The sequence below is a fragment of the Bacillus sp. ISL-75 genome (assembly GCF_018613095.1).
This window is the reverse complement of the sequence record NZ_JAGGQX010000013.1, coordinates 73,137-98,563: the sequence shown is the minus strand read 5'-3', so window position 1 is coordinate 98,563 and position 25,427 is coordinate 73,137. Positions and strand designations below refer to the sequence as shown.

23 protein-coding genes and 9 tRNA genes are annotated in these 25,427 nt (G+C 39.0%); 24 read left to right on the top strand and 8 right to left on the bottom strand.

What is annotated here, in order from left to right; all coding sequences use genetic code 11:
• Positions 1–141 precede the first annotated feature (141 nt).
• The 14 genes from J7E63_RS06070 to J7E63_RS06005 all read left to right on the top strand — a co-directional run bounded on the left by J7E63_RS06070 (position 142) and on the right by J7E63_RS06005 (position 9,407).
• A tRNA-Met gene (locus J7E63_RS06070) sits at positions 142–215 on the top strand.
• A gap of 2 nt (positions 216–217) precedes the next feature.
• Positions 218–294 (top strand) — tRNA-Asp (locus J7E63_RS06065).
• Positions 295–300: 6 nt separating this feature from the next.
• Positions 301–376 (top strand) — tRNA-Phe (locus tag J7E63_RS06060).
• Positions 377–403: 27 nt separating this feature from the next.
• Positions 404–479, top strand: a tRNA-His gene (locus J7E63_RS06055).
• Between the two features lie 17 nt (positions 480–496).
• Positions 497–570 (top strand) — tRNA-Gly (locus J7E63_RS06050).
• Between the two features lie 6 nt (positions 571–576).
• Positions 577–653, top strand: a tRNA-Ile gene (locus tag J7E63_RS06045).
• A gap of 31 nt (positions 654–684) precedes the next feature.
• Positions 685–759 (top strand) — tRNA-Asn (locus J7E63_RS06040).
• A 3-nt stretch (positions 760–762) separates the two neighbouring features.
• Positions 763–853, top strand: a tRNA-Ser gene (locus J7E63_RS06035).
• 8 nt (positions 854–861) lie between these two features.
• Positions 862–933, top strand: a tRNA-Glu gene (locus J7E63_RS06030).
• A gap of 549 nt (positions 934–1,482) precedes the next feature.
• Positions 1,483–3,426, top strand: coding sequence for a 1,4-alpha-glucan branching protein GlgB (glgB, locus tag J7E63_RS06025; protein ID WP_215010673.1), 1,944 nt, complete (start codon positions 1,483–1,485; stop codon positions 3,424–3,426).
• Positions 3,374–4,519, top strand: a complete 1,146-nt coding sequence (locus J7E63_RS06020; protein WP_215010672.1) for a glucose-1-phosphate adenylyltransferase — start codon at positions 3,374–3,376, stop codon at positions 4,517–4,519. The genes glgB and J7E63_RS06020 overlap by 53 nt, the downstream gene beginning before the upstream one ends.
• A 22-nt stretch (positions 4,520–4,541) precedes the next feature.
• Entirely contained in the window at positions 4,542–5,573 is a 1,032-nt protein-coding gene (locus tag J7E63_RS06015; RefSeq protein WP_215010671.1) for a GlgC family sugar phosphate nucleotidyltransferase, read from the top strand.
• Positions 5,570–7,021: a glycogen synthase GlgA gene (gene glgA / locus J7E63_RS06010; RefSeq protein ID WP_215010670.1), complete on the top strand. Its 1,452-nt coding sequence runs from the start codon at positions 5,570–5,572 to the stop codon at positions 7,019–7,021. Before J7E63_RS06015 ends, glgA begins: the two co-directional genes overlap by 4 nt.
• Complete coding sequence (locus J7E63_RS06005) at positions 7,011–9,407, top strand: glycogen/starch/alpha-glucan phosphorylase (protein ID WP_215010669.1); 2,397 nt, start codon at positions 7,011–7,013, stop codon at positions 9,405–9,407. Before glgA ends, J7E63_RS06005 begins: the two co-directional genes overlap by 11 nt.
• Before the next feature lie 34 nt (positions 9,408–9,441).
• On the opposite strand, the gene J7E63_RS06000 is transcribed toward J7E63_RS06005, so the two are convergent.
• Positions 9,442–10,377, bottom strand: a complete 936-nt coding sequence (locus J7E63_RS06000) for a 1,4-dihydroxy-2-naphthoate polyprenyltransferase (RefSeq protein ID WP_215010668.1) — start codon at positions 10,375–10,377, stop codon at positions 9,442–9,444.
• Between the two features lie 357 nt (positions 10,378–10,734).
• On the opposite strand from J7E63_RS06000, the gene J7E63_RS05995 reads away from it, so the two are divergent.
• The 6 genes from J7E63_RS05995 to menC all read left to right on the top strand — a co-directional run bounded on the left by J7E63_RS05995 (position 10,735) and on the right by menC (position 18,226).
• On the top strand, positions 10,735–12,135 hold the full coding sequence (locus J7E63_RS05995; RefSeq protein ID WP_215010667.1) for an isochorismate synthase: 1,401 nt from the start codon (positions 10,735–10,737) through the stop codon (positions 12,133–12,135).
• Position 12,136: 1 nt separating this feature from the next.
• On the top strand, positions 12,137–13,885 hold the full coding sequence (gene menD / locus J7E63_RS05990) for a 2-succinyl-5-enolpyruvyl-6-hydroxy-3-cyclohexene-1-carboxylic-acid synthase (protein WP_215010666.1): 1,749 nt from the start codon (positions 12,137–12,139) through the stop codon (positions 13,883–13,885).
• Complete coding sequence (gene menH, locus J7E63_RS05985) at positions 13,886–14,698, top strand: 2-succinyl-6-hydroxy-2,4-cyclohexadiene-1-carboxylate synthase (protein ID WP_215010665.1); 813 nt, start codon at positions 13,886–13,888, stop codon at positions 14,696–14,698.
• Positions 14,699–14,716: 18 nt separating this feature from the next.
• Complete coding sequence (menB, locus tag J7E63_RS05980) at positions 14,717–15,535, top strand: 1,4-dihydroxy-2-naphthoyl-CoA synthase (RefSeq protein ID WP_215010664.1); 819 nt, start codon at positions 14,717–14,719, stop codon at positions 15,533–15,535.
• A gap of 91 nt (positions 15,536–15,626) precedes the next feature.
• A complete protein-coding gene (locus J7E63_RS05975) occupies positions 15,627–17,120 on the top strand; it encodes an o-succinylbenzoate--CoA ligase (protein WP_215010663.1) in 1,494 nt (497 codons plus the stop codon).
• Complete coding sequence (menC, locus tag J7E63_RS05970) at positions 17,120–18,226, top strand: o-succinylbenzoate synthase (protein WP_215010662.1); 1,107 nt, start codon at positions 17,120–17,122, stop codon at positions 18,224–18,226. The genes J7E63_RS05975 and menC overlap by 1 nt, the downstream gene beginning before the upstream one ends.
• A 239-nt stretch (positions 18,227–18,465) precedes the next feature.
• Here menC and J7E63_RS05965 read toward each other — a convergent pair whose 3' ends face one another.
• Positions 18,466–19,401, bottom strand: a complete 936-nt coding sequence (locus J7E63_RS05965) for a metal ABC transporter solute-binding protein, Zn/Mn family (RefSeq protein ID WP_215010661.1) — start codon at positions 19,399–19,401, stop codon at positions 18,466–18,468.
• Positions 19,402–19,615: 214 nt separating this feature from the next.
• Here J7E63_RS05965 and J7E63_RS05960 point away from each other — a divergent pair, with 214 nt between their 5' ends.
• Entirely contained in the window at positions 19,616–20,188 is a 573-nt protein-coding gene (locus J7E63_RS05960; RefSeq protein ID WP_215010660.1) for a beta-class carbonic anhydrase, read from the top strand.
• Here J7E63_RS05960 and yidD read toward each other — a convergent pair.
• Positions 20,185–20,412, bottom strand: coding sequence for a membrane protein insertion efficiency factor YidD (yidD, locus tag J7E63_RS05955; RefSeq protein ID WP_215010659.1), 228 nt, complete (start codon positions 20,410–20,412; stop codon positions 20,185–20,187). The two genes, J7E63_RS05960 and yidD, sit on opposite strands and share 4 nt — an antisense overlap.
• A 141-nt stretch (positions 20,413–20,553) precedes the next feature.
• On the opposite strand from yidD, the gene J7E63_RS05950 reads away from it, so the two are divergent.
• Complete coding sequence (locus J7E63_RS05950) at positions 20,554–21,027, top strand: S-ribosylhomocysteine lyase (protein ID WP_215010658.1); 474 nt, start codon at positions 20,554–20,556, stop codon at positions 21,025–21,027.
• A gap of 61 nt (positions 21,028–21,088) precedes the next feature.
• Here J7E63_RS05950 and ytzI read toward each other — a convergent pair whose 3' ends face one another.
• Positions 21,089–21,262, bottom strand: a complete 174-nt coding sequence (gene ytzI / locus J7E63_RS05945) for a YtzI protein (RefSeq protein WP_215010657.1) — start codon at positions 21,260–21,262, stop codon at positions 21,089–21,091.
• A 111-nt stretch (positions 21,263–21,373) separates the two neighbouring features.
• Complete coding sequence (locus tag J7E63_RS05940; RefSeq protein WP_066258317.1) at positions 21,374–21,631, bottom strand: DUF6154 family protein; 258 nt, start codon at positions 21,629–21,631, stop codon at positions 21,374–21,376.
• A gap of 201 nt (positions 21,632–21,832) precedes the next feature.
• Between J7E63_RS05940 and J7E63_RS05935 the strand changes: the two genes are divergently transcribed.
• Both J7E63_RS05935 and ytkD read left to right on the top strand, forming a co-directional pair.
• Positions 21,833–22,150, top strand: coding sequence for a hydrolase (locus tag J7E63_RS05935; RefSeq protein ID WP_215010656.1), 318 nt, complete (start codon positions 21,833–21,835; stop codon positions 22,148–22,150).
• An 88-nt stretch (positions 22,151–22,238) separates the two neighbouring features.
• Complete coding sequence (ytkD, locus tag J7E63_RS05930; protein ID WP_215010655.1) at positions 22,239–22,718, top strand: RNA deprotection pyrophosphohydrolase; 480 nt, start codon at positions 22,239–22,241, stop codon at positions 22,716–22,718.
• Between the two features lie 21 nt (positions 22,719–22,739).
• On the opposite strand, the gene J7E63_RS05925 is transcribed toward ytkD, so the two are convergent.
• The 3 genes from J7E63_RS05925 to J7E63_RS05915 are packed head-to-tail and all read right to left on the bottom strand — an operon-like array spanning position 22,740 to position 25,289.
• Positions 22,740–23,546, bottom strand: coding sequence for an ABC transporter permease (locus J7E63_RS05925; RefSeq protein ID WP_168245398.1), 807 nt, complete (start codon positions 23,544–23,546; stop codon positions 22,740–22,742).
• Positions 23,527–24,303 (bottom strand): ABC transporter ATP-binding protein, encoded by a 777-nt coding sequence (locus J7E63_RS05920; protein WP_215010654.1) that lies wholly within the window; start codon positions 24,301–24,303, stop codon positions 23,527–23,529. Before J7E63_RS05920 ends, J7E63_RS05925 begins: the two co-directional genes overlap by 20 nt.
• A gap of 20 nt (positions 24,304–24,323) precedes the next feature.
• On the bottom strand, positions 24,324–25,289 hold the full coding sequence (locus J7E63_RS05915; RefSeq protein WP_374193701.1) for an ABC transporter substrate-binding protein: 966 nt from the start codon (positions 25,287–25,289) through the stop codon (positions 24,324–24,326).
• Positions 25,290–25,427 lie beyond the last annotated feature (138 nt).

Genomic DNA, 25,427 nt, shown 5'->3' with positions numbered 1-25,427 from the left:
GTCGCGGGGTGGAGCAACGAGCATTGCTTCTATGAATAATCTGCGAGTTGTATCAATCGAGCTGCTGCTTGCATATGCTTACTGAGATTGATACAGTCCATGGAACATTGAGCATGGGCAAAATTTTATAATTTCTATTGTCGCGGGGTGGAGCAGTCTGGTAGCTCGTCGGGCTCATAACCCGAAGGTCGCAGGTTCAAATCCTGTCCCCGCAATTGGTCTGGTAGTTCAGTTGGTTAGAATGCCTGCCTGTCACGCAGGAGGTCGCGGGTTCGAGTCCCGTCCAGACCGCCATATGTTGGCTCAGTAGCTCAGTCGGTAGAGCAAAGGACTGAAAATCCTTGTGTCGGCGGTTCGATTCCGTCCTGAGCCACCATTTTAATTAAATAGAGTTTTTATTGTGGCGATTGTGGCGAAGTGGTTAACGCACCTGATTGTGGTTCAGGCATTCGTGGGTTCGATTCCCATCAGTCGCCCCATAATAAATTTATTATATGCGGGTGTAGTTTAGTGGTAAAACCTCAGCCTTCCAAGCTGATGATGAGAGTTCGATTCTCTTCACCCGCTCCAATTTATGGGCCTATAGCTCAGCTGGTTAGAGCGCACGCCTGATAAGCGTGAGGTCGATGGTTCGAGTCCATTTAGGCCCACCATATATCTTTTCACAGCAGCAACTTTAATTGTTCCGCAGTAGCTCAGTGGTAGAGCTATCGGCTGTTAACCGATCGGTCGTAGGTTCGAGTCCTACCTGCGGAGCCAAACGGGGAAGTACTCAAGTGGCTGAAGAGGCGCCCCTGCTAAGGGTGTAGGTCGGGTGACCGGCGCGAGGGTTCAAATCCCTCCTTCTCCGCCATATATTAAGGCCCCTTGGTCAAGCGGTTAAGACACCTCCCTTTCACGGAGGTAACACGGGTTCGAGTCCCGTAGGGGTCATACAAAAAAACTGATAACAACTTGTTATCAGTTTTTTTTTGTTGTATAGGAAATTATAAAATTATTTATTGTGGATAACACTGAACAAGTTCTCTGAATCCAGCTCCAAAATGGTGATTTACATTCAAGACTATAAAGGTCAGTATCAGTTCTAGTGGACCTATGATAAAAGCACTACAAACGAGGACGTGTTTTATACAAGAATCATTATATTGATATAATTTTTAGCACCCTCCTCACCATAGCAAAAACACTGATAACGCTTACATTTACAACAATTCCCCCTAATTTTGAACTATCCATTTTTTATAAATTAAATAACATTTTTTGAATGAAAATCAAAAAAAACTTAAAAAAATTTATATATTTTTGGCGATTACTGATAGAAAAATTGATGTATGGTGTCGAAATTTGTCATATGAATGGTTTTTATGGCATATCGTCTCAATTATTGTCAGAAAAGATAAAAAAGTTTTATAAGGAATATTGGTTAATAGCCATTATAATTGGTCTTTGAAATACATATTTTCATTGGGAATGAGGAGAGCCATGACAGTGAATACGTTTTTTCCGACTGACTATCAGTTACATTTATTTCACGAGGGAAATTTTTTCCAAAGTCATCAGCTTTTTGGCGCTCATATCTTTAAGAATTCCGATAAGGTTTATACACGATTTTGCGTATGGGCCCCTAATGCAATGCAGGTTAGGCTTGCGGGGGATTTTAATAACTGGAATGGTGAAGGGTATGAATTGCAAAAGGTTAATGATGAGGGAGTTTGGATTCTGATTGTTAATAGGGATCTAACAGGGAAGCTATATAAGTATGAAATTATCACACATTCAGGTGAGAGGCTGCTAAAATCAGATCCATTTGCTTTTTATTCTGAAATTAGACCGAATACAGCTTCTATTGTTTATTCGTTAAACCATTATGAGTGGCAAGACAATCATTGGATGAATCGAAGAGGAAAAAAGAACCTCCTTTCTGAGCCAGTGGTAATTTATGAAGTGCATTTGGGTTCATGGAAAAAGAAGGAAGACGGCGAATATCTAAGCTATAAAGAATTGGCATTGGAACTTATTCCATATGTAATTGAGCATGGATTTACACATATAGAGTTATTACCTATAGTCGAACACCCTCTCGATGCCTCATGGGGTTATCAAGGAACAGGTTACTTTTCTGTTACATCCAGGTATGGGACACCAGATGAATTTAGAGAATTTGTTGATATGATTCATCAACATGGTATTGGGGTTATTCTTGATTGGGTGCCTGGTCATTTTTGCAAGGACGCTCATGGCCTTTACCGTTTTGATGGGACGCACATTTATTCCTATAGCACAGCTAGCGACAGAGAGAATGCTGTTTGGGGAACGGCCAACTTTGACCTTGGAAAAGGAGAGGTACAAAGTTTTCTTATCTCAAATGCCCAGTTTTGGATTGACTATTTCCATATTGATGGTTTCCGAATGGACGCAGTAGCTAATATCATTTACTGGCCGAATGGCTCAAATGAAAAGCGTGAAAACCCATTTGGAATTAACTTTTTGAAAAAATTAAACCAACATGTTCATGAGTATGAACCACACTTTTTAATGATTGGTGAGGATTCAACAGAATTTCCTAATGTCACAACACCAGTTACATACGGTGGGCTTGGCTTTGATTATAAATGGAATATGGGCTGGATGAATGACATGCTTGAATATATGGAAACTCCACCTTACTCGCGCTCACATGTTCATTCTAATGTAACGTTTTCATTTTTATATGCCTTTTTAGAAAACTTTATGCTGCCATTTTCTCACGATGAAGTGGTACATGGAAAAAAATCACTGCTCGATAAGATGCCAGGCGATTATTGGGAGAAATTTGCTCAACTTAGACTTTTGCTAGGGTATATGTTTGCTCATCCTGGAAAAAAACTTTTATTTATGGGTTTTGAACTGGGCCAGTTTTCTGAATGGAAAGATAAAGAACAGCTCGATTGGAACTTAATGGACTATGAGATGCATCAAAAATTAAATGCCTACGTAAAGTTTTTAACTAAATTCTATAAACGTTCAAAGGCACTTTATGAACTCGATCATTTACAGGACGGATTCGAATGGATTGATGCCAATAATAGCCACCAATCTGTTTTCTCTTTTATGAGAAAAGGGAAAAAGTCTGAAGAAACATTAGTGGTTATTTGCAATTTTACTGGTGTCAATTACCCAATGTATAAAATTGGTGTTCCTAAATCCGGTGAGTATCGAGAAATTTTCAATAGTGATCATATAGAATACGGTGGAGCTGGATTGGTTAATAAAAAGACTATTATAGCAGAAGAAGAACCATTCCATGGCCAGCCATTTTCATTAAATCTAGCAATTCCCCCATTTGGATTTCAAATCATCAGACCAGTTAAAAAGAGGAAGGAGCGAAAAGGAAATGGCAAAGAAGAAGTGCGTAGCCATGTTATTAGCAGGAGGGAAAGGAAGTAGGCTTAATTCGCTGACAAAGGATCTAGCGAAACCAGCTGTTCCTTTTGGAGGTAAATATCGAATTATTGATTTTGCATTGAGCAATTGCGCCAATTCTGGCATCGATACGGTTGGGGTATTAACACAATACCAACCATTGTTATTAAATTCCTATATTGGGATTGGAAGTGCATGGGATCTTGACCGAAAGGATGGCGGGGTAACTGTATTACCACCATATGCTGAATCTTCCGAAGTAAAATGGTATACAGGCACTGCAAGTGCGATTTATCAAAACCTTAATTACCTTAAACAATACCAGCCTGAATATGTGCTAATCCTATCAGGTGACCATATTTACAAAATGAACTATGAGAGTATGCTTGAATATCATATTGAAAAAAGGGCTGACGTAACTATTTCTTTAATAGAAGTTCCTTGGAATGAAGCCAGTCGTTTTGGGATCATGGATACAGACGAAGAACTAAGAATTGTCGATTTTGACGAAAAACCAGCGAATCCAAAAAATAATCTTGCTTCGATGGGCATTTATATTTTTAACTGGAATATACTTAAAGAATATTTAGAAATGGATGACCGTGTTCCTGAATCGAGTCATGATTTTGGTAAAGATGTGATTCCGATGCTTTTAGAGGAAAATAAAAAATTGTTTGCTTATCCATTTAAAGGCTATTGGAAAGACGTCGGTACGGTCCAAAGCCTCTGGGAAGCTAATATGGATCTACTAAGAGAAGAATGTGACTTAGATTTGTTTGACCACGGATGGAGGATTTATTCAGTTAACCCGAATCAGCCGCCACAATATATTTCTCCGAGTGCGGTGGTTAAAGAGTCACTTATTAATGAGGGATGTACAATAGAAGGGGAAGTAGTGAAATCTGTTCTTTTTCAAGGGGTTACTGTTGGAAAAGGATCCACTATTTTAGAGTCGGTCATTATGCCGGATGCGATCATTGGTAATAATTGTTTGATTGAAAGAGCCATTGTACCTTCTGAAGTGAATGTACCTGACGGGACTGTTATCCGCTCGTTCGATGAAGAGATTATTCTAGTTACTAATGAAATGTTAAGCGGGTTATACCCTGCTTTTTAATATAATACAGGAGGGACTTGGATTGAAAAAAAAGCTACTAGGAGTCATTGATGCCACCACATACCATGAAAATTTGGAAGATTTATTAACACATCGCGCACTTGCTGCCCTGCCTTTTGCAGGAAGATATCGTATTATTGATTTTGTGCTATCGAATATGGTGAATTCAGGTATTCGTAGTGTGGCAATATTTCCAAAAATGCAGTACCGTTCACTGATGGATCATCTAGGTTCAGGGAAAAACTGGGATTTAGATCGAAAACGGGATGGCCTTTTCTTTTTCCCATCTCCAATAGTTGATTACGATGGAAATACAATTGGTTCGTTTGAGAATTTTGCAGCAAATTTAGACTTCTTTTATCGCAGCACGCAAGAGTATTCGATTATTTCCAATTGCTATACGGTTTTTAATATGAACTTTAGACCAATCTTAGATTGGCATAGCAATTCAAGATGTGACATTACCGAAATCCATCAGAAGGATGGAGCTTCAATGGAGATGTACTTAATCAAAACATCCCTACTTATTAAGCTGATTGAAACGCGTAATGAAACAGGGTATACCTGTATGAAGGATGTTGTAAATGATACTGAAAATCTTTACTCGATTTGTAACTATGAATATGACGGTTATGCCGTGATGATAGATTCGATCGAAAACTATTTTTCTACTAGTATGAATTTGCTACAGTCGGATGTCTGGAAAAAACTTTTTATTAAAGAACAGCCGATTTTCACTAAGGTAAAGGATGAGCCGCCAACGAAATATATTAAAGGATCTGTTGTAAAAAATGCAATGATTGCCAATGGATGTTTAATTAGCGGTTCAGTAGAAAATAGTATTATATCCCGAGGTGTAAAGATTGGAAAAGGTGCAGTTATTAAGAACTGTATCATTATGCAAAAGTGCCAGATCGAAGATAATTGTTATCTAGATTCCGTTATTTTAGATAAAGATGTGAAAGTTGAAGCAGGAACTCACTTAACTGGAACAGCGGGGTCACCATTTGTGGTTCGTAAAGGGACAAAACAAGGAGCGTTGATGAACTCGTGAAAGTACTATTTGCCGTTTCGGAATGTGGACCATTTGCAAAATCGGGAGGACTTGCCGATGTTGCTGGTTCCCTTCCAAAAGAATTAAAGAGTTTGGGAACTGATGTCAGAGTTATTCTACCTAAATACGGAACAATTTCAGAAGAATTTAAGAGTGAGATGAAAAAGGTTAAAGAATTTACTGTTTCTGTTGGCTGGAGAAATCAGTATTGCGGAATTGAAGAGCTCACACACCAGGGAGTTACATTTTATTTCGTCGATAATGAATACTACTTTAAACGAGAAAATTTATATGGATATTTTGATGATGGGGAAAGATTTGCTTATTTTAATAGGGCTGTCTTAGACACACTTGCCCAGCTAAACTTTTTTCCAGATGTGTTACATTGCCATGATTGGCACACGGCGATGATTCCTTTTCTGTTACGAACTGAATATTATAAAAGAAAAGGTTACGGCTTAATGCGTACTGTTTTTACGATTCATAATCTTCAATTCCAAGGGATCTTTCCAAAAGAGGTCTTGGGAGACTTGTTAGGAATGGATTACAATTCCTTTCACACTGGTCACTTAGAGTTTTTCGGAAATATCAATTATATGAAGGGCGCTCTTGTAGCTGCAGACAAAATTACGACAGTTAGCCCGACCTATAAAGAAGAAATTCAAACACCTGTATTTGGTGAAAAGTTAGACGGTCTCTTAAGAGAAAGAAAAGATGACTTAATTGGGATTTTAAACGGGATTGATGAAGATTTCTATAATCCTGTTTCCGACCCATTAATATATCAAACATATACGGCTGATAATCATCAAAAAAAATCAATCAACAAAAGTGAGATTCAAAAACATTTTGGATTACCACAATCTGCGCGTACACCTTTATTAGTCATGATTACAAGGCTGACAAGGCAAAAAGGACTTGATTTAGTTAAATGTGTCCTTCGTGAAATATTGCAGGAGGATCTGCAGGTCATTATCCTTGGAACAGGTGATTATGAATACGAAGAACATTTAAGACAGGCCGCACGTATTTATCCTGAAAAATTAAGGGTTCATACTGGTTTTAATGAAGGGCTTGCCCATAAACTTTATGCTGCTGCAGATTTGTTTTTGATGCCATCCCAATTCGAACCATGCGGGCTTGGACAGTTGATTGCAATGAAATATGGTGCGATCCCGATCGTTAGGGAAACTGGCGGATTAAATGATACCATAAAACCTTGGAACGAATTTACTGGAAAAGGAAATGGATTTTCTTTTGCAAATTTTAATGCCCATGATATGCTCTATACAATTAAAAGAGCACTAGGCGTTTATCACGATTCAAAATCGTGGAAATCAATTGTAAAGCAAGCAATGGAAATGGATTATAGCTGGGCACAGTCAGCATATAGCTATAACCAGTTATATGCAGAGATCGTTGCAAGGAGTGAAACACATGTTTTCTAATACGGTCGAGTTTAAGGAAACTTTTCTAAAAAGGATTGAGATGGTAGGTGGGAAGAGTTTCCCTGAAAGCTCAGCCAGGGATCACTATCAAACCCTTGGAACAATGATTAGCGAATTTGTAAGTAATGCTTGGATTACTACAAACGAGCGTCATTTGGCGGCAAAGGGAAAGCAGGTTTATTACCTCTCTATTGAATATCTTTTGGGGAAATTACTAAGACAAAATCTAATTAACCTTGGTGTGGAAGAGACGGTGCAAGCAGGCCTAGAGGAATTAGGAATCGATCTAGGAGAATTAGAGGAATATGAGGCTGATGCAGGCTTAGGAAACGGCGGCTTAGGAAGATTAGCTGCCTGTTTTCTAGACTCACTTGCTTCACTTAATCTGCCGGGTCATGGTCATGGCATTCGTTACAAACATGGCTTATTTGAACAAAAAATTGTTGATGGCTATCAAGTAGAATTGCCGGAACAATGGCTAAGGAACGGAAATGTTTGGGAAATCCGTAAAACCGATAGTTCCATCAAAATCCCATTTTGGGGTAAGGTGGAAACGAAGATGGAAAATGGCCGACTTGTGTTTCATCATCTACATGCTGAAACGGTCACCGCAGTGCCTCACGACATGCCGGTCATCGGCTATCAGTCAAAAACCATCAATACACTAAGACTTTGGAATGCAGAGCCTTCCCAATTTCCCTTACACGAGGATATTTTAAAATATAAACGGGAAACGGAAATGATTTCTGAGTTTTTATATCCTGATGATACCCATGATGAAGGAAAGGTTTTAAGATTGAAACAGCAATACTTTTTGGTATCCGCTAGTATACAATCTATTTTAAAGACCTATCGGAAACAACACAGCAGCTTAAAACAACTCCATGAACATATCTGTATTCACATTAATGATACACACCCTGTCCTTGCCATTCCCGAGTTAATGAGAATCCTAATTGATGACGAAGGATTTGATTGGGAGCAGGCATGGCACATTACAAAACATACTATTTCTTACACCAATCATACCACCTTGTCAGAAGCGTTAGAGAAATGGCCAATACATATTTTTCAACCGTTGCTTCCAAGAATATTTATGATTGTAGAAGAAATCAATGAACGATTTTGCCAGGAACTTTGGGAGCAAACACCAGGTGATTGGGAGCGGATTAAGGGACTAGCCATCCTTGCCGATAATTATGTAAAAATGGCTCATTTGGCTATCGTCGGAAGCTTTAGTGTGAATGGTGTGGCGAAACTGCATACTGAAATATTAAAGAAACGCGAGATGAATCAATTTTATCAATTGTTTCCTGATAAATTTAACAATAAAACGAACGGAATTGCCTACCGCCGCTGGCTGTTAAAAGCGAATCCAAAACTATCTTCATTGATTACAGATACGATTGGGTCTGAATGGACCTATAAAGCTACCGAGCTTTCCCAGTTACTTAATTATCAAAACGACACTTCGTTTTTAGATCAATTGTTCAAAATTAAGAATGAAAATAAACAAACACTTGCCAAGATTATTTTCGATAAGACGGGAACTGCCGTTGATACTGGTTCAATCTTTGATGTACAAGTGAAGCGGCTCCATGCTTATAAACGGCAGCTTTTAAATGTCTTACATATTATGCATCTCTATAATCGGATCAAAGAAGATTCAAGCTTCAAGGTTGTTCCAAGGGTGTTTATTTTTGGAGCGAAAGCATCGCCAGGATATTATTATGCGAAGAAAATCATTAAGTTAATAAATACAGTTGCTGAAAAAGTCAACAATGATCCATCTATCAACGACAAAATCAAAGTGATTTTTCTTGAAAATTATCGCGTTTCTCTTGCGGAGAAGATCTTTCCTGCAGCAGATGTCAGTGAACAAATCTCCACGGCTAGTAAGGAAGCTTCTGGAACAGGTAATATGAAGTTTATGATCAATGGGGCATTGACGGTGGGAACCTTGGATGGTGCCAATATAGAAATTCGTGAATTAGTCGGTAATTCCAATATATTCACGTTTGGACTAACTGCAGATGAAGTTCTTCACTACTATCAACATGGCGGATATCAATCTGATGAATATTACCACCACGATTATCGAATTCGTCAAGCCGTTGACCAGCTTGTGAATGGCTTTTTCCCTGGTGTTTATAATGAATTTGAACCAATATTCGATTCACTCCTTCAGGAAAATGATCAATATTTTGTCTTAAAGGATTTTGCTTCCTATGCAGAAACGCAACGTTCCATTGGAGAAGCGTTTATTGACCGATTACGTTGGCAGCAAATGAGTCTAAATAATATCGCCCAGGCTGGTTATTTTTCAAGTGATCGTACGATTCAGGAATACGCAGACGACATATGGGGAATTAAGCCCCTTCAATAAAAAAAGCTTCTGCCAGTTGCGGCAGAAGCTTTTTTTATAAGAAGTGCCCAGCAAAGATTCCGATTGCTAATAAAAACCCAAATATCGTATTGGTTTGTGCTGTTGCTTTCATCGCTGGTGCCATTTGAATCGGCAAGGTATTTTCAATAAATCCTTTGGTTGCTTTCATAGCCTTTGGGGCGCTAAGAATTACAAGTGCTGTCCAAATTGGTAAAACACCAATAATGATGAGTCCCAAAACCCAAAGAAATGAAAAAGTGAACATCCCTGTTAATAAGTAAATAGCACCTTTCTTACCTAATAAAATGGCAACTGTTTTACGGCCGTTTTCTTTGTCGCCATCCAAATCACGGATGTTATTCGATAACATAATCATACCAACCAATATCATACTTGGAACTGAAACGAGAATACTTGTGCTGCTGACAGTTCCCGTTTGAATAAAGAAGGCGATTAAAATAATCAGCATCCCCATAAAGAAACCTGAAAGAATTTCACCAAATGGTGTATAGGCGATTGGGAAAGGACCTCCAGTATAAAAATATCCCACAGCCATACAAATTAGGCCTACAACAGCTAACCACCAGCTGCTATTTGCGCAAATATAGATCCCTAATAATAGAGCAATTCCATAAAAGCCAAACGCAAGATTTAGGACTGTTTTGGGTTTGATTCCGTCACGAACAATCGTACCTCCAATCCCAACGGATTGGGCAGTATCCAAACCGCGTTTGAAATCGAAATATTCATTAAACATATTGGTTGCAGCTTGAATCAATAAACTCGCTAAAAGCATGGTAAAAAATAGACCAAAATGGATTTTCCCATACTTAAGGGCTAATGCCGTACCAAGCAGAACTGGCACGAATGCAGCGGTTAATGTATGTGGACGGGTCATTTGCCACCAAACTTGAAAGCCGCGGTTTGATTCAACTACAGGATTCGAGCTTTGCTGTATATTTGGTTGCATAGTATCTCTCCCTTTTTAGTTTTTTTCTCTCTATTTAAAGGTTTAGAATCGATTATTTAATGGGCTTTGCCCAAAACTAAGTGTATGAAATTCAAGGAAAAGTGTCAATTAATTTTTCTTATCAAATCTAGAAGATTATACCTGTTTGATTATTATTGAATGGTTAGTGGGAAAATGAAACTAAACAAATGAGAAGGCTTTTTTTATCAGAAAGATGAAAACTTAAGATATAATACGGAATGATGCAGGTTTGCTAGTGACAAGTATTACTGACTTCTTTACAATGAGAGTAGTATGTTAAAATTTGCATTAATATGAATGGATAACAGTCATTTCGGCTGTTTTGGAGGGATTTGTTTGGTTACCATTCAAGAATTGGAAATAATGGAACGAGGTCTTTTGGCTGTTAATCGGGCAAAAGAACTTGGCCGGCCCATTTTAATTAGTGAAGTTCATAAAATGGACACGATTAACCCACTATCATTTTTTAATATAGGAAAAAAACATTATCGCGGGGAACGATTTTTCTGGAAGGACCCAACGGACGAGACGGTGCTTATTGGACTTGGGATTTCTAAACAAATTCAGACGGATCAGGCTTCTGACCGCTTTTTTCATGTTGAAAAGGAATGGGAAAAATTTTTAGAGGACTGCCTCATTTTTAATCCAAATATAGAAGTTGGTGTAGGGCCAGTCATGTTCGGGGGCTTCTCTTTTGACCCCTACAAGGATAAAACAGACCTCTGGTCCAAGTACGCTGATTCACTGTTCCACATACCCAAATTTTTATTGAGTATCATTCGCGGTCAAACGTATTTAACCACGAATACAGTTTGTACTCCACATGAGGATCCTTATTTATTTAAGAAAGTGAGCGAAGAGAGAAATCAGCTATTAAATTCGCTCCATCAGAATGAACGGATGAGTACAGCGTCACTTCTAGAAACGCGGGAGATTGAACCAGCGAAGTGGAAAAAAACTGTTGATGGAGTTGTGAAGGAATTAACAGAAGGCCCGCTTAAGAAGGTCGTTCTAGCCCGAGAATTGCGGCTTGTATTTGACGATCATGTAGAGGCAGAGGATGTATTGAATAATTTATATCTGCAGCAGCATGAAAGCTTTATTTTCGCATTTGAATCGAATGGTGATTGTTTTATTGGGGCATCTCCAGAAAGACTAGTGAAAAAACATGGCAATGAGGTTTATTCTACCTGCCTTGCCGGTTCTATTTCACGGGGGAAAACCGAACAAGAAGACCTGAAATTAGGTCAAATGTTATTAAATGATCAAAAAAATCTGATTGAGCATGGTTTCGTTGTAGAAATGATTAAGGAAGCACTTGAAGAATCATGTGAAGAAATTATCCTGCCTGACAAGCCGCAGTTGATGAAGATACGGGATATTCAGCACCTATACACCCCTGTTATCGGAAAATGCCATAATGATGCTTCCTTGTTGTTATTAGTCGAACGACTTCACCCAACACCAGCACTCGGCGGACTGCCTAAGGATGAAGCAGTTGTAAAGATTAGACAAGTAGAGGAACTGGACCGTGGATTCTATGCTGCCCCTTTAGGGTGGGTGGACTACAGAAGAAATGGCGAATTTGCTGTTTCGATTCGATCTGGACTGATCCAGGGGGATGAAGTATCGTTGTTTGCAGGTTGTGGAGTAGTTGCAGATTCGGACTCAGAAAGTGAATATTTGGAGACGAGCTTGAAATTTAAACCAATGCTCCGAGCCCTTGGAGGAAATTAATATGAATCATCAAGAATCATTAACAGCCTATATAGCCGCCGTAGTTGCTGAACTTATTTTTTCGGGAGTTACAGATGTAGTTGTTAGCCCTGGTTCAAGATCAACTCCAATGGCGATGATCATGGCAGAACATCCTGACCTGAAAGTCCATATCCATGTAGATGAACGGTCAGCGGCTTTCTTTGCGTTGGGAATAGCAAAGTCGTTAAATAAGCCAGTTGCCATACTTTGTACTTCAGGTACAGCCGCAGCAAACTATTTTCCTGCGATTGTTGAAGCGCGTTATGCTCGGGTACCATTGATTGTACTTACAGCGGATCGACCGCATGAACTGAGAGAGGTTGGTGCCCCACAGGCAATCGACCAAATTCATTTATATGGGAAGCATGTGAAATGGTTCTCCGAAATGGCATTGCCTGAAAAAAGTGATGAAATCATTCGCTATGCCAGGACCGTTTGTGCCCGGGCAGTTGCGATTGCCACTAGTGCCCCTTCTGGTCCTGTACATATGAATTTTCCTTTCAGAGAGCCGCTAATTCCAAAGATGGATGATGAGCTCTTCCAGCTTAATGAACGACCAAATGGGTATATAAAAGTTCAAAACGGGGACTTAACCCTTTCAGATGAACATTTTCAGGAAATAGCTGAAAGGCTTAATAAGACAAATAAAGGTGTTATTATTTGTGGAAACATGGGAGATGCTGAATTTCCTAACGCGGTTACGCAATTAGCTGAGAAATTAAATTTTCCAATCATTGCAGACCCCTTATCACAATTAAGAAGTGGGCAACATAGCCTTAAAAATATCATTGAAACTTATGATACCTTCCTAAGGAATGAAGATGCAAAAACCTTCCTTAAACCAGAAGTTGTTCTTCGATTTGGTGCGATGCCAATATCAAAAGCATTAACGATCTTCTTAAAAGAAAATGGAGATGCTGAACAATTTGTGATTGATGGCGGCGCAGGCTGGCGTGATCCTTCATCCTTGTCAACCAGTATGATCTTTTGTGATGAATCGGTATTCTGCAAGAAGCTATTGTCATATACGAATGAGAACCCCTCATCCCAATTTTTAACGAAATGGAAAAAAGTAAACGGGCTAACCAAAGAAAATATGAATGCTCTAAGAGATATAACAGAATTAAGTGAAGGCAAACTATTTTATCAATTAGCCGATATGGTGCCAGAGGGTGCTACCCTTTTTGTTGGCAATAGTATGCCAATTCGCGACTTGGATAGTTTTTTTATTAACAATAATAAAGCAATCAAAGTAATGGCGAACAGGGGAGCCAATGGGATCGATGGTACTGTTTCGACCGCTTTAGGTGCAGCTTTATACTCAAAATCCTTATACCTTGTCCTTGGCGATTTAACTTTTTTCCACGACTTAAATGGTCTGATTGCAGCAAAGTTGTACAATATCAATATTAATATTATTGTTATCAACAATAATGGAGGCGGAATTTTTTCCTTCCTTCCTCAATCGGAGCATTCTAAGAATTTTGAACTGCTGTTTGGAACTCCACTAGATCTAGAATTTGAGCATGCGGTTAAGATGTTTAAGGGTGAATTTACGAAGATTGAAGATTGGGACCATTTAGGGTCAGAAATGATGAAGGCTACGAATCAAACGGGGTTAAAAGTATATGAACTTAGAACAATCAGAGACGTTAACCGTGACGAACACCGCGGATTTTGGAGCTTTGTTTCCCAGGAAATATCGAACTTTGTCAAAGGTGTACAGTAAATGAAGATTGTTAGCGACGGGATTCAATATCATGTCGAAGATTACGGGGAAGGATCTATCCCGCTTGTTCTTTTACATGGATTTACCGGGGACAGCTCGACATGGACTCCTTTCTATGATGCTTGGGGGAAGCAAATGAAACTAATTAATCCTGACATCATTGGACATGGAAAAACAGAATCACCTGATGTACTTAGTCGATATCATATAGAGTCAGTTGCGAAGGATTTAAAAACGATCCTTGAACATTTAAATATTAAGCAAGTAGATCTACTTGGTTACTCAATGGGTGGAAGACTTGCCCTTACTTTTGCCCTGCTTTTTCCTGAGCGGGTCCGAAAATTAATACTTGAAAGTGCCTCACCAGGTCTGGAAACAGAAAATGAAAGTCAACTTCGCCGTATGAAAGATGCGGAACTTGCTAAATTTATTAAAGAACAGGGGATAAGCTCGTTTGTAGATTATTGGGAAGGGATCCCCCTTTTTCAAACGATGAAACGACTGCCTTCAGCACAAAAGCAGGTCTTAAGAGAACAGCGTTTAAACAATTCGCCTACTGGGCTCGCGAACAGTCTGCTTGGGATGGGAACCGGGTCTCAGCCTAACTGGTGGGGGAAATTAAACGAACTAACTTGCGAGGTTCTGCTCTTAACGGGTGAAGAAGATAAAAAGTTTTGTGATATAGCGGATAAAATGATGAAAGAGCTAAAAAATAGCTTTTGGGTGGTTATTGAAGGTAGTGGGCATGCAATTCATGTGGAAGAACCAGAAAAGTTTGGTACAATAGTAAGTGACTTTTTGTCAAAAGAATAAATAAGGGAGGATATCATTTTGACAGTAGAATGGATTGCAGGACGCAAATATGAGGAAATTCTATATGAAACATACAATGGTATTGCAAAAATCACCATTAATCGTCCACATGTACATAATGCATTTACACCGAGAACTGTTTCGGAATTAATTGATGCTTTTGCCTTCGCACGAGATGATTCTAGTGTAGGAGTTATTATTTTAACTGGAGCAGGAGAAAAGGCATTTTGTTCAGGTGGTGACCAAAAAGTTCGTGGCCATGGGGGATATGTTGGAGAGGATCAAATTCCTCGTCTAAATGTTCTTGACCTTCAGCGCCTTATTCGTGTTATTCCAAAACCTGTTATTGCAATGGTAAAAGGGTATGCCATCGGTGGTGGTCATGTGCTGCACATTGTGTGTGACTTAACGATTGCAGCTGATAATGCTATTTTCGGACAAACTGGACCGAATGTTGGAAGCTTTGATGCTGGATACGGCTCAGGCTACCTAGCTAGAATTGTTGGACATAAAAAAGCTCGGGAAATCTGGTTCCTATGTCGTCAATACAATGCCCAAGAGGCACTTGATATGGGCTTAGTGAATACGGTTGTTCCGCTTGAAAGAGTAGAGGAAGAAACGATTCAATGGTGTAGTGAAATACTTGAGAAAAGTCCAACTGCCCTTCGTTTCTTGAAAGCAGCCATGAATGCTGATACAGACGGATTAGCTGGTCTTCAACAATTTGCTGGCGACGCAACCCTGCTTTATTATACAACCGATGAAGCCAAAGAAGGCCGTGATTCATTTAAAGAAAAGCGTAAGCCTGATTTTGGTAAATTCCCTCGTTTTCCTTGATAGTTTTTACCAGCAGCTTGATGGTTTCCATCAGGCTGTTTTTAATAGAAAATCTGGGAAAAAGCAAGGCAGATTAGGAAAGGTGACAATTATGCAAAGCGAAATGATGCCTAATTTTTTGAAGAAAAGAGCGTTTCTAACCCCTGAACGAACAGCGGTGTATTTTCAGGAACAAACCATAACCTTCGGCGAACTCTACCAACGTTCTTATCAAGTTGCAGGACAGTTACAAGGGTTAGGAATGCGTAAAAACCAATATGTTGGTGTGTTATTAAATAGCAACCTAGATACGGTTGTAATATTATTTGCCCTTCAACTGTTAGGAGTTAGGGCTGTAATTTTGAACAACCGCCTTTCTCCGTCGGAACTAGTATGGCAGCTAATTGATGCAAAGGCCGTCTCTTTAATCATTGAAGATACTTTTCCTGAAAAAAAAGCCTTCATAAATAATCAAATTCCATCAATTTGTTCGCTGACAAAGGCCGAGATATTTTTCGGCAGTCAAAACGCGCCCATTATTCAGGAAGAAATCAGCTTATCTGAAATTTGTACGATCATGTATACGTCCGGAACCACTGGAAATCCCAAAGGGGTAATCCAAACCTATGGAAATCACTGGTGGAGTTCCGTTGGTTCAGCCTTAAATTTAGGATTTATTGAAGGGGATTCCTGGCTTTGTAACGTTCCGCTTTTTCATATTAGCGGCTTTTCAATTTTAATGCGCAGTGTCATATATGGAATGCCGATCGTTCTTCACGAGCACTTTGATGTGGAAGAAACCATTCATGATATTCATGATAAAAAAGTGACTATCATGTCAGTGGTTGGTACTTCCCTGAGACGAATAGTTGATGCTCTTCGAGAGAGGCGCCTGCCTAATCATTTTCGCTGTATGCTTCTTGGAGGAGGACCTGCACCATTACCATTACTCCAAGCGTGTGTTGAAAAAGAAATTCCTGTATTCCAAACCTATGGAATGACCGAATCCTCCTCGCAAATAGTGACACTTGCTCCAGAATATAGTCTGACGAAGCTAGGCTCGGCAGGAAAGCCCTTGTTCACCTCGCAGCTTCAAATAGTTGCAGAAGATGGTGGTCTGGCTCCCTCAGGTATGCCAGGTGAAATTGTCATAAAAGGACCCAATGTTACCCCAGGGTATCTATTCCTTCCTGAAGTAACAGAAGAGAAGTTTATTAATGGCTGGTTCCACACGGGAGATGTGGGCTACTTAGATGAAGAAGGCTTCTTATATGTACTTGATCGGCGTTCTGACTTAATTATTTCAGGGGGAGAGAATATTTACCCTGCAGAAATTGAGGCAGTTTTGTTAGCCCATCCGGATGTTTCAGAGGCTGGTGTGACAAGTTTAGAGGATGCTGAGTGGGGACAAGTCCCAATTGCTTATATTGTAAAAAGAGAAGGAACAAATCCTACGGTTGGAGCACTTGAGCAATTTTGTAAAGAGCGTTTAGCCAAATATAAAGTTCCTAAAGCATTTTATTTTACTAAGGAACTGCCTAGAAATGCATCGAAAAAAATACTCCGCCGAGAGCTCCGGGAGTGGGTGAAAGAGGAGATCCGGTAATGAAGATAGCAGCAGTAGAGTTAAATGTCATTCAAATGCCCTTAAATGACCCGTTTCTGACCCATTTAGGGGCCGTGAAGAACCGTGAGGGAATAATCATTAAGATAACCAATTCCGATGGTGTATCAGGGTTTGGAGAGGGCGTTGCCTTTTCTACTCCGTGGTACACAGAAGAAACGGTTAAAACAAGTTTACATATGTTAACTGATTTTTTGATTCCACTCCTTCAAAAAACACCTTTAAACCATCCTGAGGAGGTCTCTCAGCTGTTTAGCTCGGTAAGAAGGAACAATATGGCTAAGGCTGCCTTAGAAACAGCTGTATGGGATTTATTTGCGAAGAGTCATTCGCTGCCACTATCAAAACTCCTTGGGGGAACACGGTCTTTGATTGCGTCAGGGGTTGTAGTCGCCACAGATTCCACTAAAAATGCACTCCAGCAAATTGAGCAATATCTTGAGGTCGGTTATCAAAGGATTAAAGTTAAAATAAATCCACAGCAGGATTATGCTTTTCTTTCTGAAATTCGCCGTTTTTATCCTGAACTGCCAATCATGGCAGATGCGAATTCTGCCTATACGATTAAGGATATCGAACGAATAAAAGCTCTTGATGACTTTAACTTGCTGATGATCGAGCAGCCGCTGGGCTATGATGATATTCTTGAACACGCCTTGCTTCAAAAAGAAATTAAAACACCTATTTGTTTGGACGAAAGCATTGTCAGCTATGATGATGCTCGAAAAGCCATCGAGTTCGGAAGTTGTCAGGTAATTAATATTAAAGTGGGCAGGGTAGGGGGCTTGTATGAAGCGAAACGAATTCATGACTATTGCTTCGAAAAGGGCATACCGGTTTGGTGTGGGGGTATGATCGAGTTTGGGGTTTCTCGGGCCCATAATATTGCACTCGCCTCATTACCAGGATTTTCGATCCCAGGAGATATCTCTGCTTCTAATCGCTTTTGGGAGGAAGATATTATTACCCCAGAAGTAAACGTTAAAAATGGTTTTGTCAAAGTCCCATCCGGTCCTGGAATTGGATTTGAAATAAACGAAAAAAGATTACAGGAAACCTTACTATTGAAAGAAACGTTTGTTCTATAAAAATGTTATTATAAAGCTCATAGCTAATTTTGGAACAATGTTGATTGGAGCAGAAGGCGCGAAGACTCCTGCGGGAGGACGGGGCAGGGGAGACCCCGCAGGCGCTTAGCGCCGAGGAGGCTCCCCGGACCGCCCGCGGAAAGCGAAGCGCCTGGAGCGGAAATCAACATCCAAGTTTAAAAGAGAATATAAAAAAATGAACCAGGTTAAAAGCGGCCTGGTTCATTTCATCTTCAAATTTAGTTATTTAAGGCTATTTCTAATGATTCAAGATTTTTATTCATTAAAGAAAAATAGGTTTCTTTGTTTTTGATGTTGTCGTTAGACAAAACAGCAAGATTATGAATGTGTAATGCTTTTGCCCCAATTTCTTTTTGAACAATTTTTCCAAGTTTTGATTGGACATTTTGTTCGAAAAGCATATAGTGTAAACCATCATGTTCAGCTACAGAAATAATTTTTTCTAACTCCTTTTGGGTCGGCTCATTAGCAGTCGAAAGACCAGAAATGCTGATTTGTTCAATCCCATAACGTTTTTCCCAATAACTGAACGCCGCATGTGTAACGATAATTTTTTTATGCTTCGCATGTGTAAGTGTCTGCTTATATTTAGTATTTAGTTCATCTAACTTTTGGGCAAGTTGTTTAAAATTCTCATTGAATAGTTCTTTGTGCTGTGGCATTTGTTTAATTAATGAATCACGGATGACAGCAGCCATTTCCTTAGAATAAATGGGGTCAAGCCATACATGTGGGTTGACATCCGAATTGCTATGGTCATGTTCTTCTTCATGTGAATCGTCGCTTTTTGGGAGTTTTAGTTCCTCAGCCGTTGGGACTAATGTTACATGTTCATTTTTCAATGTTCCCTTTGCTTTTTCCACAAATCCTTCAAGTCCAAGTCCAATGTAGAAAAATAAGTCTGAATCGGCTAAATTCATCATATCCTTTTGGGATGGTTCAAATGTATGTTCATCTGCCCCAGGTGGATAGATCGTTTTCACATTTACATATTTTCCACCAATTTGTTCAGTAAAATATTGAAGTGGGAATACTGTTGTATAAATAGTTAACTGGTCCTTCTTTTTTTGTACATGGTCTTTACCATTTGAACACGCAGACAACAGAAGACTTAATGGTAACAGAAAAGAAAGGATAAGAATGATTTTTTTCATAAAGACTCCTTCAATATATTATTAAATCGGATTAATTACGATTTATTATCGAAATTTTTTTTGAATTCTGAATGATTACAAATGTATAATACGGAACGATTCCGATTTCCATTAGTATCTTACAAAAAAATTTCCTCAAAAGCAAGTATAAAATTTGGTTTTACCATTAAAAATTAGGTATGCTTAAAAAGAAACAAAAGAAAGGATGGTTATCATGAGTAACCCCACATTATTGAATGAGCTGTTAGACTATAATAAAAAATTTGTGGAAAACCACGAATATGAAAAGTATGAAACAACTAAATTCCCTAATAAACGCATGGTGATTCTTACATGTATGGATACCAGACTATTGGAATTATTGCCGAAAGCATTGAATTTGGGAAATGGTGATGCAAAGATTATAAAAGACGCAGGGGGCCTAGTGTCACACCCTTTTGGAAGTGTGATGAGAAGTATACTGATTGCTGTATATCAATTAAAGGCTCAAGAGGTTTTAGTCATTGCCCATTATGATTGCGGCATGAGCGGTCTTAAAGCTGAACCAGTGATCGAGAGTATGATGGAGCGTGGAATATCAGAAGAAACGATTGACACACTTACATATTCTGGCATCAACATTAAAAAATGGCTTCATGGATTTGATAATGTGACCGAGAGTGTTGAGCATAGTGTAGATATCATAAAAAATCATCCATTAATGCCAAAGGGTGTTCCTGTTCATGGATTGGTCATCGACCCAAAGACAGGAAAGCTTGATTTAATTGTTGATGGCAATAAGAATTAAAGCTTCTCTTTATCAGGAACAGGATCCAAGCCACCAGGATGAAAGGGATGACATTTTGATATCCTTTTGATAGTGAGCCAGCCGCCTTTTAAAGCACCAAACCGCCCAATCGCTTCCAGACCATAATGGGAACAAGTAGGATAAAAACGGCAGGTCGGCGGTTTTATAGGTGAGATAACAATTTGATAAAAACGTATAATCGCTAGGAAGGCTTTTTTTAACATGTCAATCACTCCTTAACTACAATTAACTACAAGATACCATAAATAAATAATATCGTCTAAATTGTTAATTGTATGTAAGTGGATGAAAAAACTCGGAATTTATTGTATGATAAATGGTAGATAAAAAAAGGAGTGATATCGATGCCTTCAGTTGAAAGCTTTGATTTAGATCATAACGCTGTTAAAGCCCCTTATGTGAGACATTGCGGGGTCCACAAAGTTGGAAGTGACGGTGTTGTTAATAAATATGATATTCGCTTTTGCCAGCCCAATAAACAGGCGATGAAACCTGATGTCATTCATACACTAGAGCACTTGCTTGCCTTTAATCTTCGTGAGCACTCCGAGAAGTATGATCACTTTGATATTATCGATATTTCACCAATGGGCTGCCAAACCGGCTATTACCTTGTTGTCAGCGGCGAGCCGACTGTGGAGGAAATCATTGATCTTCTTGAGGATACAATGAAAACTGCAGTTGAAATCGTCGAAATTCCTGCTGCAAATGAACGACAATGCGGCCAAGCAAAACTGCATGATTTGGAAGGCGCTAAACGTTTAATGCGTTTCTGGCTTGAACAAAGCAAGGAAGACCTTAAACAGGTATTTGCTTAATTAGAAAAGCTGAAGCTAGACAAATAATAAAAATTCCTATTCTATTTGAATAGGAATTTTTTTAAGCTTTATTTTGATCCTGAGTATGTTCTTGGTTTTTCTCTTGGTCAAGATGTGGATTATTTTCTATTGGGTCCACAGTATGTTTATACGTGTAGGCTTTAGAAGTTGTGCCCACGGCTAGAAGCAGGATCACGATAACAATAATAATACAAATAACAGCTACTACATACATTTGTGTGAATACCTCCTTTTTTCTTAATTGTAGCATGAATGGATGCTTTTTTGAGAAAAGAAAAAGGGAAGCCCGCTGTTTGAGCTTCCTTCCTTATGTTTTTATGTACAATCAATGAATATTTCGAGGATGATAAGTATTTGTGCGATGTTGTCCGTACTCTTCTTGGGCAAATTTACCTTTCAAACTTTCAATTAAATAAATACCCATTAAATTGTATAATTCCTGCTTATCCATTTCTTGGATTAAAGCAAGTAGATCCTCATGTGACATCTCTTCTAAAAAGGCAAATGCCAGCATGTCGATATCCTCTTCATCACCGGTTAGCTTGTTTCGGTACATTTCGTACAACTCATCAACTAATTTCATTTCGATACACCTCCTAGTTATTCTTTTCCCTTATAAACATAAAATAATTCTAACTTAACCGTTTGTAAATTAACAGAAAAATCTGTTTCTTCGATTGTATGTTTATTATAGCGTATTCATTTCTAAAAAAATAATCGAAATTTGACAAAGAATAAATTTTTTCTATTTGCAAATTACTAATGAGTAAAAGGGGATGACATAATGGATCAGAAAAAGAAGACCTATTATATTGATGTTGGAAGCGGTGAAATATCTCAAAGTCCAACAAGTTCAACCTGGAGCTATAAAATACAGGCAGATAATGAAGAAATAACCCAGCTGCGCGAGCTTTTTGACCAAAACTATTCCACCGAGTGGAAAAACTTCTTTAGAGCCCATGTGCCATTTGTTCAGTATCATTATGACCGTGAAAACGATGCCTATGACAGTACGATTCAGCAAGTGTATGGGATGCTGCATAAACTTGGTGACGCGGAAGCAAAAAATCATATTGAAAGTATGAATATACTACCAGAATAAAATTTTCACCCTGTAAGAAAAATCCTAACTTTAGGATTTTTCTTTTTTTTATTATAATTAAGTATAAAATAGTTGAGGCGGAAATTAGATGATGCGATTTTTAGATGAAAATGGGAATCCAGTAGAATTGTCTTTTTTACCAAATGCTTTCGAAGAGGCAGCAAAGCATGTGTTAGTCATTTGCCAGTATGGGAAAGAGTGGCTATTGACGAACCATAAAAAAAGAGGACTTGAATTTCCCGGTGGAAAAATGGAATCAGGGGAAACTCTTGAAGAGGCAGCCCAACGAGAAACCTATGAGGAGACAGGTGCAATCCTAGGTGAGCTAAAATTTATTGCTGAGTATAAATTTACCGACCCGATGAGGTCATATGTGAAGGCTGTCTTTTGGGGAATGGTCGATAGTGTTGAAGATATGACTAGTTACCACGAAACCAATGGTCCAGTTGTTGTTAAAGGAGATATATTGCAGCAGCGATTTGGGGATGATTACAGCTTTATTATGAAAGACCAAGTCGTCGAGCAATGTGTTAAACTGATTCAAAAGGTACAAAACGAAAAAGAATAGCAGAAAGTATATGACAATCCACTATTCTTTGATAATTTTTTTTTCTAATAATTCAACAAGCTGGTACATAATAGTAGCAAATACCGCGATAACCAAAAGTGATAAGAAAACAAGTGTAAAATTAAATACTTGGAAGCCATAAATGATCATGTATCCAAGTCCTCTAGAGGATACAAGGAATTCACCTACGATCACACCGACCCAAGACAGACCGACATTTACCTTAAGAGTAGAAATAATCGTTGGAAAACTTGCGGGGAGGATAGCCTCTTTGAAGCATTGCCAACGAGTTGCTCCGAAAGTTTGGAGTACTTTAAGATAATTCGGATCCACCTCTTTAAATGAGGTATATACCACAATGGTGGTAATGATAATTGAGATAATCGCGCCCATGGCAATAATCGATGAATACCCAGGACCTAGCGCCACAATCAAAATGGGCCCTAATGCGACTTTCGGCATAGCATTTAAGATGACAAGATAAGGATCAAGCACCCTTGAAATCATTGGTGACCACCAGAGGATAGCAGCTAATATCGTACCCAGTAGTGTGCCTAGAATAAATCCCAGGACGGTTTCCGTTAAGGTTACGCCAATATTGCTAACTAAAGTTCCATCCTGAATTTTTTCCAGGAGTAAATTCCATATCTTTGAGGGAGAACTGAAAAGAAGCGGATCGATCCACTGCTTTTGACTAAACAATTCCCAACTAGAGAAAAAGACGATAAAAATGATCGCCTGATAAAATCCGACCCATCTTTTTTCAACCTGCAGTGATTGAATATAATTTTTATGGAGGAGTTCCAGCTTATTCTTTTTCTGGCTCAAGAGACTCCAACTCCTTCCATATGGTTTGAAAGATACTTGAAAATGCCTCGTGATTTCTTGCTTCAAATGGGGATATATTTCTTAGTTCCTCCGGCATCGTAAATGTTTTATAGATTCTCCCGGGACTTGGTGAAAGCAGAAAAACGCGATCGCTCATGGCAATAGCCTCACCAATATCGTGAGTAACGAGAATAGCTGTTTTTCCAAATTTATCTAATGTTTGTGATACTAAATCCTCCAATTTAAGCTTAGTTTGATAATCGAGAGCGGAAAAAGGCTCATCAAGCATAAGCAGTTTTGGTTCTGTGGCAAGCGTCCGAACGAGAGCCACCCGCTGCCTCATACCCCCTGATAACTGCCTAGGAAGCTGTTTTTCCACCCCGGTTAATCCGATTTGGCTTAACAGGCCAAGGGCAGCCAATCTTGTTTTTTGGTTCAACTGCTTTGATAATTTCAAACCGATCAGGATATTCTCTTCAATCGTTTTCCAAGGGAACAAATAATCTTGTTGGAGCATATAACCGATTTGGTTTTTTGCGGTAGTTACCGGCTTTTTTTCTAACAAAACAGTACCTTGCGTTGGTTTAAGCAAACTAGAAATAATGGAAAGCAGAGTCGTCTTACCACAGCCGCTGGGGCCGAGGAAGGAGACAAACTCGCCCTCCTCCACTGTTAATGAAATATCGGAGAGGGCCGTGGTGGCAGAGGATTTAGTAAAATAGGTGTGATGAATATTTTGAACGGTCAAAAAGCTCATAAGGACGGCCTCCCTTTCCTTTATTCTTTTATTATCTTGTTAGCAATCTCTGTATTTACAAGTGTTTGATGATCTACTTCTTTTGGCAGTACTCCTGCTTCGTTCATGATGTTTTGTAGATTGTTCCACTCCTCTTGGTCAAGGATAGGATCTGTTGCAAAAGATCCTTGATTTTTATAACGCTCAACAACAGTGGTCATAATTTCTAAATCTGTATCTGGAAAAAACGGTTCCACCGCTTTGGCAATTTCCTCAGCACTGTGCGACTCTACCCATTGTTGAGCTTTGTAAATTGCTCGTGTGAACTTTTCAATCGTTCCCTTATTTTCTTTCATATAGCTTTCCTTGGACATAAACGTAGTATATGGTACGTGGCCAGACTCTTTACCGAAGGAAGCAACAATATGACCTTTTCCTTCTTTTTCAAAAATACTTGCCGTTGGCTCAAATAATTGCACAAATTCGCCCGTTCCAGAAGCAAAGGCATTGGCAATATTGGCGAAATCAATGTTCTGGATTAAGTTCAAATCCTTTTGAGGATCAATTCCATGCTTTTTTAAAACAAATTCACCGACCATCTGTGGCATGCCGCCTTTACGTTGCCCTAAGAAGGTTTTTCCTTTTAAGAGATCCCATGAAAAATTATCAATCTTTTCTCTAGCAACGAGGAAAGTACCATCGGTCTGGGTTAATTGTGCAAAATTGATGACGGGGTCGTTTGCTCCTTGGGCATAAACGTAAATCGATGTTTCTGAACCAACTAGGGCAACGTCGGCCCCCCCAGAAATCAGAGTGGTCATGGTTTTGTCGCCGCCGGGTGTTGTTGTTAGTGTGGCGTCTAAACCTTCAGCTTTGAAAAATCCTTTGGCTAGGGCAACATACTGCGGGGCATAGAAAATCGACCGGGTAACTTCAGCGATTCGAACTTTCTCAAGTTTCTTTGTTTCATTTTTTGTAGAGCTATTACAAGCGACAAGTGAAAACATAAGTATAGTGATGAGCAGAAAGGAGAAACTGAACTTTAACGATTTTTTCATGAAGCGAGCCTCCTTATTTATCATAAAAAATCTGGGCTAATTGCCTAAGATATCGTATGAAGAGGAGAAAAATGTGTGAATGCCTAG

Bases quoted from the DNA above. Each gene is read 5' to 3' on its own strand.
- J7E63_RS05960 (WP_215010660.1), top strand. From the start codon at position 19,616: ATGAGTAACCCCACATTATTGAATGAGCTGTTAGACTATAATAAAAAA.
- menD (WP_215010666.1), top strand. From the start codon at position 12,137: ATGAATCATCAAGAATCATTAACAGCCTATATAGCCGCCGTAGTTGCT.
- ytkD (WP_215010655.1), top strand. From the start codon at position 22,239: ATGATGCGATTTTTAGATGAAAATGGGAATCCAGTAGAATTGTCTTTT.
- J7E63_RS06000 (WP_215010668.1), bottom strand. From the start codon at position 10,377: ATGCAACCAAATATACAGCAAAGCTCGAATCCTGTAGTTGAATCAAAC.
- menH (WP_215010665.1), top strand. From the start codon at position 13,886: ATGAAGATTGTTAGCGACGGGATTCAATATCATGTCGAAGATTACGGG.
- J7E63_RS06020 (WP_215010672.1), top strand. From the start codon at position 3,374: ATGGCAAAGAAGAAGTGCGTAGCCATGTTATTAGCAGGAGGGAAAGGA.
- J7E63_RS05940 (WP_066258317.1), bottom strand. From the start codon at position 21,631: ATGAAATTAGTTGATGAGTTGTACGAAATGTACCGAAACAAGCTAACC.
- J7E63_RS05935 (WP_215010656.1), top strand. From the start codon at position 21,833: ATGGATCAGAAAAAGAAGACCTATTATATTGATGTTGGAAGCGGTGAA.
- glgB (WP_215010673.1), top strand. From the start codon at position 1,483: ATGACAGTGAATACGTTTTTTCCGACTGACTATCAGTTACATTTATTT.
- J7E63_RS05920 (WP_215010654.1), bottom strand. From the start codon at position 24,303: ATGAGCTTTTTGACCGTTCAAAATATTCATCACACCTATTTTACTAAA.
- J7E63_RS05915 (WP_374193701.1), bottom strand. From the start codon at position 25,289: ATGTTTTCACTTGTCGCTTGTAATAGCTCTACAAAAAATGAAACAAAG.
- yidD (WP_215010659.1), bottom strand. From the start codon at position 20,412: ATGTTAAAAAAAGCCTTCCTAGCGATTATACGTTTTTATCAAATTGTT.
- J7E63_RS06005 (WP_215010669.1), top strand. From the start codon at position 7,011: ATGTTTTCTAATACGGTCGAGTTTAAGGAAACTTTTCTAAAAAGGATT.
- menC (WP_215010662.1), top strand. From the start codon at position 17,120: ATGAAGATAGCAGCAGTAGAGTTAAATGTCATTCAAATGCCCTTAAAT.
- J7E63_RS05950 (WP_215010658.1), top strand. From the start codon at position 20,554: ATGCCTTCAGTTGAAAGCTTTGATTTAGATCATAACGCTGTTAAAGCC.
- J7E63_RS05975 (WP_215010663.1), top strand. From the start codon at position 15,627: ATGCAAAGCGAAATGATGCCTAATTTTTTGAAGAAAAGAGCGTTTCTA.
- J7E63_RS05965 (WP_215010661.1), bottom strand. From the start codon at position 19,401: ATGAAAAAAATCATTCTTATCCTTTCTTTTCTGTTACCATTAAGTCTT.
- ytzI (WP_215010657.1), bottom strand. From the start codon at position 21,262: ATGTATGTAGTAGCTGTTATTTGTATTATTATTGTTATCGTGATCCTG.